The organism is Oleiphilus sp. HI0079 (assembly GCF_001635105.1).
Genome location: NZ_LWFT01000761.1, coordinates 1 through 13,296, shown reverse-complemented (window position 1 = coordinate 13,296; position 13,296 = coordinate 1). Strand labels below are relative to the sequence as shown.

Here is a 13,296-nt window from a genome sequence, read left to right as displayed (position 1 = left end):
GAAGTATATAAATGGGTTGACGAACAAGGGAACATTCATTTTGGCGACCGTCCACCGGTGAAAGAACAAGCGACCAACCTCAGTGATACGCTCCAACCCTTGAACCTATCTACAGACCTGAGCAACCCGAACATGATCCGAAACGCGGAACAATCCCGAAAGGATGCGCTTGACCGCAAAGCACAGGAACAGCATAAGAGAGTGAACTCAGCATCAACCGCGGCACAAGAATACTGTAAACAGGCGAAAAAGCGCTTATATGACATTTCTGGGCCTGTCGTATTTTATGACGAAAACGGCAAAGCGATGAACGTGACGGAAAGAGAGCGTAAACGTATGGAGCAGGAATTACGCGCCGAAATCGATAAGAACTGCAAATAATGAAAGACCGCTTTCTCCCGCGACTCCTCGCTGCTCTCCTAATCCTTAGCGCCCAAAATGCTTGGGCGCAAATATATAAATATCAAGACGAACAGGGTCGCTGGCACTTTAGCGACAAGAAACCAAAAGACCAGACCGCTGTCGAAAACGTATCCATCAAAACGAGCAAACCGCGCTCTGAAACGTCGAAGGTTAGATTAATCCGACAAGAGCGAGACGACCAAGTTGTATTTGCGCTCAAAAACCCTCTGTTTGCTCCCGTTCAATGCTATTACCTCGTGCCAGGCAATGAAGACGCAACACAAATCTTAATTGAGCAGACAAGCGTGATAGATATTCTCGTTACTAAGGATCAATGGCTGCGGCCAAAAGACATCGAATTTGGCTGCCTGATAGGTGCACCAGACACCGTTCCCGACGAACAGGTATATGCGGTACCGTTTAAAGGATATAAGAGCCTACGCATCTCCCAAGGTTTTGGTGGAAAATTCAGCCATAGTCATGAACCTCAATACTATGCCATTGATATTGCGATGCCCGTCGGTACACCAATATCCGCAGCGCGCTCCGGAATTGTTATCGATATACAGGATACCTACGCGCACTCAGGTGTTAGCAGCGCCTTTTTTTATGACAAAGCGAACTATGCAATGGTTTTGCATGGGGATGGGACGTACGCCATGTATGGGCATCTATTGATAGGCAAAGTACTCGTTAAGCCAGGCGATAGCGTTGAAACCGGCCAATTGCTTGGATATTCCGGTAACACCGGTTTCTCGACCGGCCCTCACCTTCATTTTGTCATTCAATATAATAAGCAAGGTAAGCCGGCCTCCAAACGATTTAAATTGAAGCAGGCGGATGGCACTATCATCAACCCCAAAACAGACATCTGGCTTTTGCCGGCAGACTAATAATCGAATTACTTGGATCAGCGGCAGGGCGCTTTTACAACACAAATGCCAAGACGATAGGTATCGACAGGGCGCTAACCATATTCCCGGTCAAAACAATCGACGCGATCTTCTCAGGCTCAAACTTCAACTGTTCTGCAAGCAAATAATTTAAAACCGCAGGAGGTAACGCCGAGAAGATGATCAGCATTGCATACTGTTGATCACTCAAATCGACAAACAGGCCAACGAACAATGCGACGGCGACGCCACAAATGGGAGCCCAAATACCGGAGATAAGGCCAACCTTCCAATCATCGAGATTGGCAGCATACAAACGCGCCCCAAGCGCAAATAGCATAAGTGGGATTGAAATCTGGCCCAACATTTTTATCGCCTCAGCAATAAATCCCGGCAAGACCCAATGAAAGTGCGCAAACAATAGTCCCAATAGAGTGGCTTGGAGCATAGGTATTCTGAACAAAGCGAACAGACTGCTGCCAGGCTTCAACATCCGCATGCCGACTGAAAAATGCAATGTATTTTCGACGATAAACAATATCACGGCAGCAGGTAACGCCTCTTCGCCAAAAGCAAACAGCAAAAGCGGTAGACCAAGATTGCCAGAGTTGCGAAACATCATCGGTGGAACAAAGGTTTTCCAGTTCAGCCCTAAAGCGCGAGCAACTGGAAGAGACAAAAATCCGGGAAGAAGGACAACAATACTTGCAGCGACTGCGAGAGCCCCATACTCAGCTAATTCAAAATCCCCTTGTGAGAGAACAGAAAAAATAAGAAACGGCGTAAATAACTCGATATTAATGGCATTTGCATGACTTAGCTCCGGGCTTCTTTTCCGGGCATATAAGAAGCCAATGAACACAATCAGGAAAACGGGCCCAACGATTTCTAAAAGCCGAACTAACAACTCCATCTGGCTGCCATAAAAAGAAGAGAATTGGTCGGGATGAGAGGATTTGAACCTCCGACCACCTACACCCCATGCAGGTGCGCTACCAGGCTGCGCTACATCCCGAAAACCACAAACGAACGTTTGTTGGAACGGCGAGAATCATAGCGTAGAGATGTTAATAAATAAACTGCAGAAATAAAAAAAGCACGCTGCTCTCAACGAGCGAACGTGCTTTCTTCGAATCAGGAAGGGACTTAGGAGTTTAAAACGTCGAGCACTTCTTCCAACTCAGCGATCATTTGCTTCACTAGCTGAGCGGATTGAACGTTACCATCCTCTTCGCCTTCGTTAGCCAGCTTCTGTTTCGCGCCACCAATCGTGTAGCCTTCATCATAGAGAAGACTGCGTATCTGACGAATCGTCAATACATCCTGACGTTGATAATAACGACGATTTCCGCGACGTTTGACAGGCGATAACTGAGGGAATTCCTGCTCCCAGTAACGCAGAACGTGTGCCTTAACGCCACATAGTTCGCTTACTTCACCGATCGTAAAATAACGCTTCCCGGGAATAACCGGTAATTCGTGATTATGACTGGGTTCCAGCATATTCTTCTACTTTCGCTTTCAATTTTTGACCAGGTCTGAACGTTACCACACGTCGAGCAGAAATTGGAATCTCTTCTCCCGTTTTGGGATTTCGTCCGGGTCTTTGTTTTTTATCACGTAAATCAAAGTTACCAAAACCGGAAAGCTTCACTTGTTCATTGTGCGCCAGAGCGTCACAAATCTCTTCGAAAAAAGCTTCCACCATTTCTTTAGATTCACGCTTGTTTAGACCGACTTCCTCGTACAAGCATTCGGCCATATCTGCCTTTGTCAAAGCACCCATGCTCTAACTCCTTATTTTTGCGTCAAACCTCTTCGAAAGCGCTGCCACAATCGAATCGAAGGCCTCTGTGACCTCTTCATCATTGAGAGTTCGGTCGGCACGCTGCCAATTCAAACCAAGCGCAATGCTCTTGAGTCCATCGCCTAAGTTGTCTCCAACATAAACATCAAAAACCTTGAGCCCGACTAAGCTTTCACCAGCATTCTCTCGAACAACCGCTTTAATATCCTGATAGGACGCTTCGCTGTTTATTAGAATCGCCAAGTCTCGTCTAACACCAGGGTACTTCGAAACTTCTGTAAAATTAGGCACTTGCCCTTTTACTAACTCTTCTAAGCGTAGTTCAAATAAGAAGACCGAGCCATTCAAATCAAAGGTTTTTTGCAATTTCGGATGTAATTTACCGAAATAACCGAGGATTTCACCGTTCTTAACAATCTGCGCTGACTGACCGGGATGCAAACCTGGATTCTCCCCCTTTTCAAACTGCACTTCCTTGTCGATCGAATAAAGCAAAGATTCCAAATCTGACTTCACATCATAAAAATCAACTGGGCGCTTTTCATTACACCAATTCTCTTCGGCTGAGTTTCCGACAACGACGCCGGACAACATGCGCGTCTGTTTAATGCCGCCATCCACATCAATAAACTTAAGGCCCGTTTCGAACAGCTTGATCCGCGCTTGCTGTCGTTTCTGGTTGTACTCCGCTGCACTTAACAGTCCAGTCCAAAGCGAGGTGCGCATAACACCCATATCAGAAGAAATGGGATTGGCCAGAGGAATTGCCTTATCGTTTGGCGCCAACTTCGCTTGGAGACCCTCTTCAACAAAACTATAAGTAATTGCTTCTTGATAACCCAAACTGACTAACCGGTCTTCCACAAAATGCATGGGTTGAACCGCCTCATCCTCAGGAATCAGACTCAGACCGCCCTGCGTCGTTGTTTTCGGCAAGTTGTTATAGCCATAGATACGACCAACCTCTTCTACCAAATCTGGCTCGATTGCAATATCAAAACGATAAGGAGGTACAGAGAACAGCCACTCATCACCCTTCTCTTCGAGCAAAACGAGACCTAGACGCGTCAAAATATCTTTCACTTCAGCTGCGGGAATAGCTATTCCTAAAAGAGACTCAAGCTTCGCTGCCCGCAAGCGAACCGTTCGCTCAACGGGAAGCTGAGATTCGTCTACTGTTTCAACTACCGGACCAGGCTTCCCGCCCATGATCTCAATTAAAAGCGCCGTCGCGCGCTCCATTGCCTTTTGCTGAAGTGTGTAATCCACACCTCGCTCATAGCGATGCGATGAATCAGTGTGGAGACCATATGAACGAGCTTTACCCGCAATGGCTAGTGGGGAGAAAAATGCGCACTCCAGGAACACATCCTTTGTTTCGCTAGTCACACCGCTATTTTGACCACCCATGATACCTGCGATCGCCAATGGCCCTGCTGCATCTGCTATAACCAGCGTATCGTTGCGCAAAGTAACGTCCTGCCCATCAAGAAGCGTCAACGTTTCTTCTTCTTTAGCGAAGCGAACATCAATGCCGCCCTGAAGCTTGTTTAGGTCAAAGGCATGCATCGGCTGTCCAAGCTCAAGAAGGACGTAATTGGTCACATCAACCGCGGGCTCAATACTTCTTAGCCCACTTCGGCGCAACTTTTCTGACATCCATAGAGGTGTCTTTGCTTCTGGGTTCACACCGCGAATGACTCTCCCTAAGTATTTAGGGCAGGCTTCCGAACCACTCAGAGTAACGGGAAAAGTATCCTCAACTTGCGCTGAAATGCTTTGCACTTCTGGCTCAGACACATCTAACTTACAAAGCACCGCTACTTCTCTTGCCAAGCCGGCCAAGGACAGGCAGTCACTCCGATTCGGAGTAAGATCAACCTCAATGGTGCTATCATTAAGTTTCAACCAGTCATAAACAGACTCGCCCACAGGAGCATCATTTGGCAATTCCATCAGACCATCTGAGTTTTCTGCCAGACCAAGCTCGGCCTCCGCACATAACATGCCGAACGACTCGACACCGCGAAGCTTAGCTTTTTTAATTTTAAAATTACCAGGCAAAACAGCGCCCACCTGAGCAAACGGAACCTTAATACCCGCTCTAGCATTAGGAGCACCGCAAACCACACTGTATGTTTCTTTGCCATCGCTGACCTGACAAACGCGGAGCTTGTCTGCATCAGGATGTTGCTCGGCTGAGAGTATCTCTGCTACAACAACGCCACTAAATTCTCCTGCAACGGCATCGATGCCGTCTACTTCCAGACCAGCCATCGTTACCTGATGCAAGAGTGCTTCAGTTTCAATAGCAGGATTCACCCACTCTCTTAGCCACTGTTCGCTGAACTTCATTGAGATTCCACTTAAAAACTTAGTTAAACTGTTGAAGAAAACGTAAATCGTTCTCGAAAAACATGCGCAGGTCATTTACACCGTATCTGAGCATTGCCAAGCGCTCTACACCCAAGCCGAAAGCAAAACCTGAGTATTGTTCAGGGTCTATTCCGCTCGCCTCAAAGACCTTAGGATGAACCATCCCGCAACCCATCACTTCCAGCCATTTAATTGAACCATCGGCATTTCGACCCCACTCGATGTCCACTTCTGCAGACGGTTCAGTAAACGGAAAGTAAGATGGTCTGAATCGCACCTCTAGCTCACGCTCAAAGAACACCTGAAGAAACTCTTCAATCGTTGATTTCAGGTCTGCAAAACTAACCTTTTCTTCAACAAACAAGCCTTCTACCTGATGAAACATTGGTGTGTGTGTCTGATCTGAATCACAACGATAAACCCGCCCAGGACAGATCATGCGAAATGGCGGCTTTCCTTGCTCCATTGTTCGCACCTGAACTGGCGAGGTATGTGTCCGCAAAAGCGTATTGGCATTGAAATAAAATGTGTCGTGCATCGCTCTAGCAGGGTGATGCCCCGGAATATTGAGCGCTTCAAAGTTGTGGTAATCGTCTTCAATTTCAGGGCCAACCTCAACGGAATACCCAGCCTTAGCAAAAAATGACTCAATACGACGCATTGTTTTGGTCACCGGATGAAGTCCACCCAAGTCTGTGCCCCGACCCGGCAGAGTCACATCGATCGCTTCTGACATTAACTGCGCTTCAAGAGCTGAACTCTCGAGTAGATTCTTCTTTGCGTTTAGGTTTTCGAGTACCGCTTCTTTCGCCTCATTGATCTTGGCTCCAGCTGTGGGTCTCTCCGCTGCGTCTAGCTTACCCAAGCCTTTCAGCAAAGCAGTGATCTGACCTTTTTTTCCAAGATAATCAACGCGTACCTGATCCAGTTCCGCAATCGTTGTGGCCTTTTCCACGGCCTGATTGGCGATTTGGACGAGCTGATCTAGGTTTTCCATTTAGTTTGCTCCGGATACAAAAATAGGGGGCAAGGCCCCCTATCACATAATGCTCAAAACGGAGGTCTGCTGAATCGGTTAGATTATATCAACAGCGCCTCTCGCCTGGCTTTAGTTTGCTAATGCAGTCTTAGCCTTCTCAACAACCGCAGTGAAAACTGGCGCATCATTCATCGCTAGATCAGCTAGAACTTTACGGTCAATTTCAACGTTTGCCTTTTTCAAACCGGCAATAAGACGGCTGTATGACAATCCGTTCAAACGCGCACCAGCATTAATACGAGCAATCCACAATTGACGGAATTGACGCTTACGCTGCTTACGGTCACGGTATGCATATTGACCAGCTTTGATAACTGCTTGCTTGGCTACACGAAAGACTCGGCTACGAGCTCCGTAATAACCTTTAGCTTGCTTAAGTATTTTCTTGTGGCGACGGTGCGCAGTAACTCCACGTTTTACGCGAGGCATAGTGTTCTCCTAAACTAAATCTTGAACCAAATTAGATACGCAACATGCGCTTGATAGACTGCTGATCTTGATCGGCAACCTGCTTGCAACCACGAAGCTGACGCTTACGCTTTGGCGACTTTTTGGTCAAGATGTGACTAGTGAAGGATTGCTTATGCTTGAATCCGTTGGCTGTCTTTTTAAAGCGTTTAGCCGCACCGCTCTTTACTTTCATTTTAGGCATAATAACTCACTCCGCATTGGATAAGTATTTGAGTAAAACCAAGCGCCTATGTAGCATCTGCTACAGCTTGTTTTACTTTCTCTTTTTAGGGGCTATAACCATCATCATTTGACGACCTTCCATTTTAGGTCGCTGTTCGACAACTCCGAGCTCTTCTAGATCTTGTTCGATCCGTTCGAGCAACTTCATGCCGATCTCTTGATGGGCCATTTCGCGGCCTCGGTAACGAATAGTCACCTTGGCTTTGTCCCCTGCTTCAAGGAAACGTATCAGGTTGCGCAGTTTTACCTGATAATCCCCTTCTTCCGTCCCTGGTCGTAACTTAATCTCTTTGACCTGGGTCTGCTTCTGCTTCTTGCGTTGTGCCGCTTTTTGCTTTTTCTCTTCGAATATCTTTTTGCCGTAATCCATGATTTTACACACAATTGGATCACTGTCAGCAATCTGAACAAGATCAAGAGACACTGATTCTGCTCTCGATATCGCTTCACCGATAGGGACAATCCCTACCTGCTCGCCGTTTTCGTCAATAAGACGTACTTCAGACGCCTCGATATTCTCATTGATGGTGGCTTTCTTAGCCTTACCCATTTGGCTGCTTCGCTTAATGTCGCAATCTCCAACTATTCAAAAACAAAAAGACAGCGCACAAGAGGGTTTAAGCCGACTTGTCGTTGTCTATGCTACGTCCTTTACTTTCTGACTCTCGACTAAATAGCGCTACAACTTCGTCTTGAGTCATAACTCCAAGGTCTTCACCTTTACGAGTTCGGACAGCCACAGTTCCATTTTCCATCTCTTTGTCTCCGACAACGAGCAAAAAAGGAACCTTGGCAATTGTGTGCTCGCGGATTTTAAAGCCGATCTTCTCGTTTCTCAAGTCTAAGTGTGTCTTAAACCCACTTAGTTCTAGCTTTTCTCGCAATTTTTCACAATATTCTGACTGTTTATCGGTAATATTGAGTATTGCTGCCTGTTCTGGCGCCAACCAAAAGGGCAAAGCTCCTTCATACTCTTCAATCAAAATACCAATAAAACGCTCAAAAGAACCAAGTACGGCACGATGGAGCATAACAGGGGTTTTGCGGTCTTGTTCATCGCTAACATATTGCGCCCCTAGGCGACCAGGCATCGAAAAATCGACCTGAATCGTTCCACATTGCCAAACTCGGCCAATACAGTCTTTCAACGAAAACTCTATTTTCGGACCATAAAATGCACCCTCTCCTGGCAGCAAATCCCATTTCAGATCTTTTGCATCCAAGGCTTTCGCAAGCGCATCCTCTGCCTTATCCCAAACTTCGTCGCTTCCGACCCGCTCTTCAGGGCGCGTTGATAGCTTGTAAAGAATCTCAGTAAATCCAAAATCTTCATAGACCTCATGCAACATGTCTATGAAATCAGCGACCTCCGCCTGAATCTGTTCTTCCGTACAGAAAATATGCGCATCATCCTGGGTAAAACCCCGTACGCGCATAATACCGTGCAAAGCACCGCTTGCCTCGTTACGGTGACAAGAGCCAAACTCCGCGAGACGCAACGGCAATTCTTTGTAGCTTTTTAGCCCCTGATTGAATACCTGCACGTGACATGGGCAGTTCATTGGCTTAATCGCAAAATCACTATTCTCAGAATGCGTTGTAAACATCTGCTCACTGAACTTATCCCAATGACCGGAACGCTCCCATAGAGTACGATCAACAACCTGCGGTGTCTTGATCTCTTTATAGTCGTACTGTCGCTGCTTAATGCGCATGTACGATTCGATTGTCTGATAAATACTCCAACCCTTATCGTGCCAGAACACCATTCCTGGCGCCTCATCCTGCATATGAAATAGGTTTAGTTTTTTACCAATCTTTCGATGATCACGCTTTTCAGCCTCAGCAAGGCGATTCAAATGCTGCTTTAGCTGCTTTTTGTCGGCAAAGGCCGTGCCGTAGATACGCTGTAACTGCTTATTATCAGAATCACCACGCCAATACGCACCAGACACTCTCATCAGCTTGAAGTGATGACAAAACTTCATATTTGGCACGTGTGGACCACGGCACATGTCAATGTACTCTTCGTGATGGTATAAACCCGGCGTTGCATCATGAGGGATATCCCGATCGAGAATCTCCAGCTTGTAGTTCTCACCACGAGCTTTAAACGCATCGACAGCCTCGTTCCAAGAGACAACCTTCTTCACCACTGCGTAGTCTTTTTTTGCCAGCTCAAGCATTCGCTTTTCAAGCTTCTCGACATCTTCGTCAGTCAAACGATGCTCAAGATCGACATCGTAATAAAAGCCATTCTCGATAACCGGGCCAATCGCCATCCGCGTCTCTGGCCACAATTGCTTAATTGCGTGACCAAGCAAATGCGCACATGAGTGGCGAATGATCTCAACACCGTCTTCGTCACGAGAAGTAATGATGCTTAGCTCCGCATCTTGGTCAATCAAGTCACAGGCATCGACTAACTCTCCGTTTACGCGCCCGGCAATCGTTGCTTTCGCAAGACCAGGACCAATATCCATAGCAACATCGCTAACCGATACCGCTTTATCAAATTCTCGTTTTGAACCGTCTGGGAGAGTAATTACAGGCATATTCACCTCGTTTCAGTGGTGGCCCCTACAATGGGTCACATGACAATGGAAATTAGAAGAGGGCGGGATTCTATACGATTGAGTTAAAAAATAAACTATTGCCGTAGATTAGATAGCTAGCCAATCTTCTGAACACTCTAAATTGAGAAGCGGCGCACCCCTCACATACATGAGACGCGCACCGCTCTGCTTATTTAGTGTCAACTAAGCCGCTTTTTTTGGCTTAACAAGAAAACGAGCCAAGGCTGGAAGAAGCCACATTGAACCAATCATATTCCATAAGAACATGAAGAATAGCAGTATTCCCATATCCGCTTGGAACTTAATCGGAGAGAAAATCCAGGTACATACACCAATCCCCAAAGTAACACCGGTAAACGCTACCGCTTTACCGGTCGTTTTAAGCGTCTCAAAATATGCATCCTGAAGGGTCATACCCTCTTTCAGCTTCGCTTCTAACTGGCTATAGATATAGATTCCGTAGTCGACACCGATACCGACACCCAACGCAATAACTGGCAAGGTCGCCACCTTTACGCCAATGCCAAGCTGTGCCATCAAAGCTTCACAAAGGACGGAGGTAAGCGCTAGAGGTGTGATAATACAAATCACGGCGGCAATAGAACGGAACGTTACGAGACAAAGAAAACTTACAACCGCGTAAACCGAAAGTAACATCACAGTTTTCGCTTTTTCAATAACTTCATTCGTTGCTGCCTCAACCCCTGCATTACCAGCAGCAAGTAGGAAAGTGTAGTCCTCACTTGGATAAGCTTCGATGAGGCTCTTCATTTCGTCGACAACACGATTTAACGTCTCTGCTTTGTGATCATCAAGATATACAATCATGGGCGTTAAGCTACAATTTGTGTTGATGAGTCCTGCAGGCGCTCGCTGTAAAGTCGAATCAAGAAATTGCTGATCGGGAGACAACTCAAACCATTTAAAGCTGCCCTCATTCAAGGCCTTAGTTACGAGCTTTGAAACAGTAACGAGAGATACGGTAGATTGAACACCTTCCGTGTTTTCAAGTTGCCATTGCATTCGGTCCATCACATCCAACAACTCATAGGAAGAACACATCTGCGGTTCTGTTTTTATCATGACAACCAGCACGTCCGCACTAGTACTATAGTTATCAATGATAAAGGCATTATCCAAATTATAGCGCGAGTCTGGACGCAGCTCGGGGGCACCTCGATCAAGATCACCAATCTTCAGGTCTTTCTGGTAGTAGAGTCCAATGACACAACCTAGGATCGCAATCACAATCGAAATTGGCGCAACGCTTTGATGAGACATAAAAGAAAGCACTCGCCAAGGCTTATGCTCACTCATCTCGACTTTCTTGGCATGCTTCAACCCGCCCTTGCTTAGCCCGGTGTAAGACATCAACACAGGGTGGAGCACAAGGTTCGTAATAATGATTACAGCAACACCAACACCCGCGGCGACAGCAAGATCACGAATCACTTCGATCTCAATAAAAAACAGCGTCAAAAACCCGATGGCATCACTGACTAACGCCAAAATGCCTGGCCTCGCCAAATTTCTGAAGGCCATGCGCGCACTCATGAGCGCGTTTAGGCCGGAAGCCCTTTGAACCGCAATTTGATTTACGATCTGCACACCATGACTAATGCCGATTGCAAAAACGAGGAAAGGGATCAACACCGAATACGGGTCAAGACCGTAACCAAATATGTTGAGTAAGCCTAACTGCCAGACCACTGCAACAATCGAAGTGACAATCGGAACGGTCGTCGCAATCGCACAGCGAGAGTAAATAAACAAAAAGCTAAGTGTCAGGCCAATTGTAACTAGCGCAAAGGTTGCGATAGCACCAATACCCTCAATTAAATCACCAACCTTTTTAGCAAAACCGACAATATGAATCGACACATTGGGGTTCTTTTCCTCGTATTGCGCACGAATTTTGTCTTCGAGCTTTTTAGAGAAATCAGCGTAATCAAGAGGAAGTTTTGTCTCCGGGTCGATATCCAGAAGTGGGGCGTAAATAATCGTCGACTTAAAGTTATCCGCAACAAGTCGCCCTACCTGACCTGACTTGAGGATATTCTCACGTAGCTGATTTAAAGATGACTCAGTGCCATCGTAATCGTCCGGAATAACTGTCCCACCCTGGAAGCCATCTTCAGTAACTTCGACCCAGCGGACATTGGGAGTCCATAAAGACTGCACAGCGGCCTGATCAACACCAGAGAGCTTGAATACCTCGTCACTCAGCTCACTCAGGGTTTGCATGTAGGCTTGATTGAAAATATCGCCTTCTTCAACGGCCACAGCAATACGGATAAAGTTACCCAAGTTTTCCAAATCAGAACGATTATCCATCATGTTCTGAATAAATTCGTGTTCCAACGGGATTAAGCGCTCAAACGAAGCATCAGGCTTAATTTGCGCTGCATTAAATCCTAGAAAAGCAGTAATCAATAAAAACAGTCCAAGAATCACCGGACGGTTTTCAAATATCAGACGCTCTGCGACTGAACCGGAACCTTTTGCTGAAGTTCCCGCAGAACTTTGGTCGGCATTAGCCATTTGTAAATCCTCTTACAAAATTTGAGATTGAGATAAAGTGCTTAAAGGTTTTTGCCTGAGGGAGTCACTAGCTCAACACCCGACTCACCGACTAGCGCAACACGCTGACGAGTGATGTACGTCAAGGCTGTATGTCCCAGTCGCTCCTCTCGAGAGTATGCCGAGAACGTCTTACCGCCATCTTCGCTTAGCACGACAACACCTCCGTTGCCCGCGATGCTCACTTTTCGATTTCCATCAAACGCGCCTGACATCAGCGTACTTTCTGTATTTGAGCTAAGCTGCTCCCACGACTCGCCTGCGTTCTCAGTACGAAACAAATTCCCGCGCAAACCAAATGCCAAAGCCTGCCCTCTACCTTCTAGCGGAACCAGACCAAAAAATGAACCATCGTAGGGCGAATCTAAGGTCTCCCAACTCTCTCCTTGATCCGAGGAGCTAAATAACATTCCGGCCTCGCCCCCTATCAATAACGCCCCGCCCTCGAGTTCCGCAATCGTGTTTAAGTGAAAGCGATCAAGGTTATCCAAACGGTTTCCATAATTAGCCCATGTCAGGCCGCCATCTTCCGTTTTGAAAAGGAAGCCGTAAGCACCCACAACAAAACCTGTTTTATCGTCTAAAAACATCACATCAAGAAGTGGTTTTGCTGCGCCTACTTCTGCGTCTAGCTGCGCATCTTCCAATGCATATTCCGCATCTTCAATAGCGTACTCAAGATCCGAATCTTCTCCACCAACCTCATCCAACTCGAACTCCAACTCAGCAATATAGGCTCTAGCCTGCTCGATATTCGACTCATTCGCCTTATTGCCATCAAACTGCTTCACCCAATTAATACCACCGTCATTTGAATGAAGAACGACCCCGCCATGACCAACGGCCCAACCTTTGTCAGCAGATACAAAGTCAACCGCAGTCAATAGCACTGAAACAGGTACCGATGCCTGAACCCAGTTAGCACCCCGG

The 13,296-nt window shown here is 46.6% G+C and carries 13 protein-coding genes and 1 tRNA gene; 2 read left to right on the top strand and 12 right to left on the bottom strand.

Features of this window, described 5'->3' with window-relative positions; genetic code table 11:
• Together A3750_RS14250 and A3750_RS14245 are read left to right on the top strand one after the other, a co-directional pair.
• A partial coding sequence (locus tag A3750_RS14250; RefSeq protein WP_068548388.1) for a DUF4124 domain-containing protein occupies window positions 1–381 on the top strand: 381 nt, incomplete at its 5' end.
• A complete protein-coding gene (locus A3750_RS14245; protein ID WP_068466144.1) occupies window positions 381–1,295 on the top strand; it encodes a M23 family metallopeptidase in 915 nt (304 codons plus the stop codon). The genes A3750_RS14250 and A3750_RS14245, both read left to right, overlap by 1 nt.
• A gap of 34 nt (window positions 1,296–1,329) precedes the next feature.
• Here A3750_RS14245 and A3750_RS14240 read toward each other — a convergent pair whose 3' ends face one another.
• From A3750_RS14240 to A3750_RS14185, 12 genes are all read right to left on the bottom strand, one after another.
• Window positions 1,330–2,208: an AEC family transporter gene (locus A3750_RS14240; RefSeq protein ID WP_068458173.1), complete on the bottom strand. Its 879-nt coding sequence runs from the start codon at window positions 2,206–2,208 to the stop codon at window positions 1,330–1,332.
• Between the two features lie 25 nt (window positions 2,209–2,233).
• Window positions 2,234–2,310: transfer RNA gene (locus A3750_RS14235), tRNA-Pro, on the bottom strand.
• A gap of 131 nt (window positions 2,311–2,441) precedes the next feature.
• Window positions 2,442–2,798, bottom strand: a complete 357-nt coding sequence (locus A3750_RS14230; RefSeq protein WP_068454302.1) for a MerR family transcriptional regulator — start codon at window positions 2,796–2,798, stop codon at window positions 2,442–2,444.
• Window positions 2,779–3,081 carry an integration host factor subunit alpha gene (gene ihfA / locus A3750_RS14225; RefSeq protein ID WP_068454304.1) on the bottom strand — a complete coding sequence of 101 codons (303 nt, stop codon included), beginning with the start codon at window positions 3,079–3,081 and terminating at the stop codon, window positions 2,779–2,781. Before ihfA ends, A3750_RS14230 begins: the two co-directional genes overlap by 20 nt.
• Window positions 3,082–3,084: 3 nt before the next feature.
• Window positions 3,085–5,457: a phenylalanine--tRNA ligase subunit beta gene (gene pheT, locus A3750_RS14220; protein WP_068466145.1), complete on the bottom strand. Its 2,373-nt coding sequence runs from the start codon at window positions 5,455–5,457 to the stop codon at window positions 3,085–3,087.
• A gap of 19 nt (window positions 5,458–5,476) precedes the next feature.
• Window positions 5,477–6,475, bottom strand: a complete 999-nt coding sequence (pheS, locus tag A3750_RS14215; protein ID WP_068458476.1) for a phenylalanine--tRNA ligase subunit alpha — start codon at window positions 6,473–6,475, stop codon at window positions 5,477–5,479.
• 111 nt (window positions 6,476–6,586) lie between these two features.
• On the bottom strand, window positions 6,587–6,946 hold the full coding sequence (gene rplT / locus A3750_RS14210) for a 50S ribosomal protein L20 (RefSeq protein WP_068458477.1): 360 nt from the start codon (window positions 6,944–6,946) through the stop codon (window positions 6,587–6,589).
• 31 nt (window positions 6,947–6,977) lie between these two features.
• Window positions 6,978–7,169 (bottom strand): 50S ribosomal protein L35, encoded by a 192-nt coding sequence (gene rpmI / locus A3750_RS14205; protein ID WP_068458480.1) that lies wholly within the window; start codon window positions 7,167–7,169, stop codon window positions 6,978–6,980.
• A 72-nt stretch (window positions 7,170–7,241) separates the two neighbouring features.
• Window positions 7,242–7,760: a translation initiation factor IF-3 gene (infC, locus tag A3750_RS14200; RefSeq protein WP_082863367.1), complete on the bottom strand. Its 519-nt coding sequence runs from the start codon at window positions 7,758–7,760 to the stop codon at window positions 7,242–7,244.
• 67 nt (window positions 7,761–7,827) lie between these two features.
• Window positions 7,828–9,765 carry a threonine--tRNA ligase gene (gene thrS / locus A3750_RS14195; protein WP_068458482.1) on the bottom strand — a complete coding sequence of 646 codons (1,938 nt, stop codon included), beginning with the start codon at window positions 9,763–9,765 and terminating at the stop codon, window positions 7,828–7,830.
• A gap of 204 nt (window positions 9,766–9,969) precedes the next feature.
• Entirely contained in the window at window positions 9,970–12,327 is a 2,358-nt protein-coding gene (locus A3750_RS14190) for an RND family transporter (protein WP_068458484.1), read from the bottom strand.
• Between the two features lie 41 nt (window positions 12,328–12,368).
• Window positions 12,369–13,296: YCF48-related protein (locus A3750_RS14185; protein ID WP_068548387.1), on the bottom strand; the 928-nt coding region annotated here is incomplete at its 5' end.

What these genes read in the sequence shown, in the direction of transcription:
- infC (WP_082863367.1), bottom strand. Translation starts at nt 7,760, where the DNA reads ATGGGTAAGGCTAAGAAAGCCACCATCAATGAGAATATCGAGGCGTCT.
- pheT (WP_068466145.1), bottom strand. Translation starts at nt 5,457, where the DNA reads ATGAAGTTCAGCGAACAGTGGCTAAGAGAGTGGGTGAATCCTGCTATT.
- thrS (WP_068458482.1), bottom strand. Translation starts at nt 9,765, where the DNA reads ATGCCTGTAATTACTCTCCCAGACGGTTCAAAACGAGAATTTGATAAA.
- A3750_RS14245 (WP_068466144.1), top strand. Translation starts at nt 381, where the DNA reads ATGAAAGACCGCTTTCTCCCGCGACTCCTCGCTGCTCTCCTAATCCTT.
- rpmI (WP_068458480.1), bottom strand. Translation starts at nt 7,169, where the DNA reads ATGCCTAAAATGAAAGTAAAGAGCGGTGCGGCTAAACGCTTTAAAAAG.
- rplT (WP_068458477.1), bottom strand. Translation starts at nt 6,946, where the DNA reads ATGCCTCGCGTAAAACGTGGAGTTACTGCGCACCGTCGCCACAAGAAA.
- pheS (WP_068458476.1), bottom strand. Translation starts at nt 6,475, where the DNA reads ATGGAAAACCTAGATCAGCTCGTCCAAATCGCCAATCAGGCCGTGGAA.
- A3750_RS14230 (WP_068454302.1), bottom strand. Translation starts at nt 2,798, where the DNA reads ATGCTGGAACCCAGTCATAATCACGAATTACCGGTTATTCCCGGGAAG.
- A3750_RS14240 (WP_068458173.1), bottom strand. Translation starts at nt 2,208, where the DNA reads ATGGAGTTGTTAGTTCGGCTTTTAGAAATCGTTGGGCCCGTTTTCCTG.
- ihfA (WP_068454304.1), bottom strand. Translation starts at nt 3,081, where the DNA reads ATGGGTGCTTTGACAAAGGCAGATATGGCCGAATGCTTGTACGAGGAA.
- A3750_RS14190 (WP_068458484.1), bottom strand. Translation starts at nt 12,327, where the DNA reads ATGGCTAATGCCGACCAAAGTTCTGCGGGAACTTCAGCAAAAGGTTCC.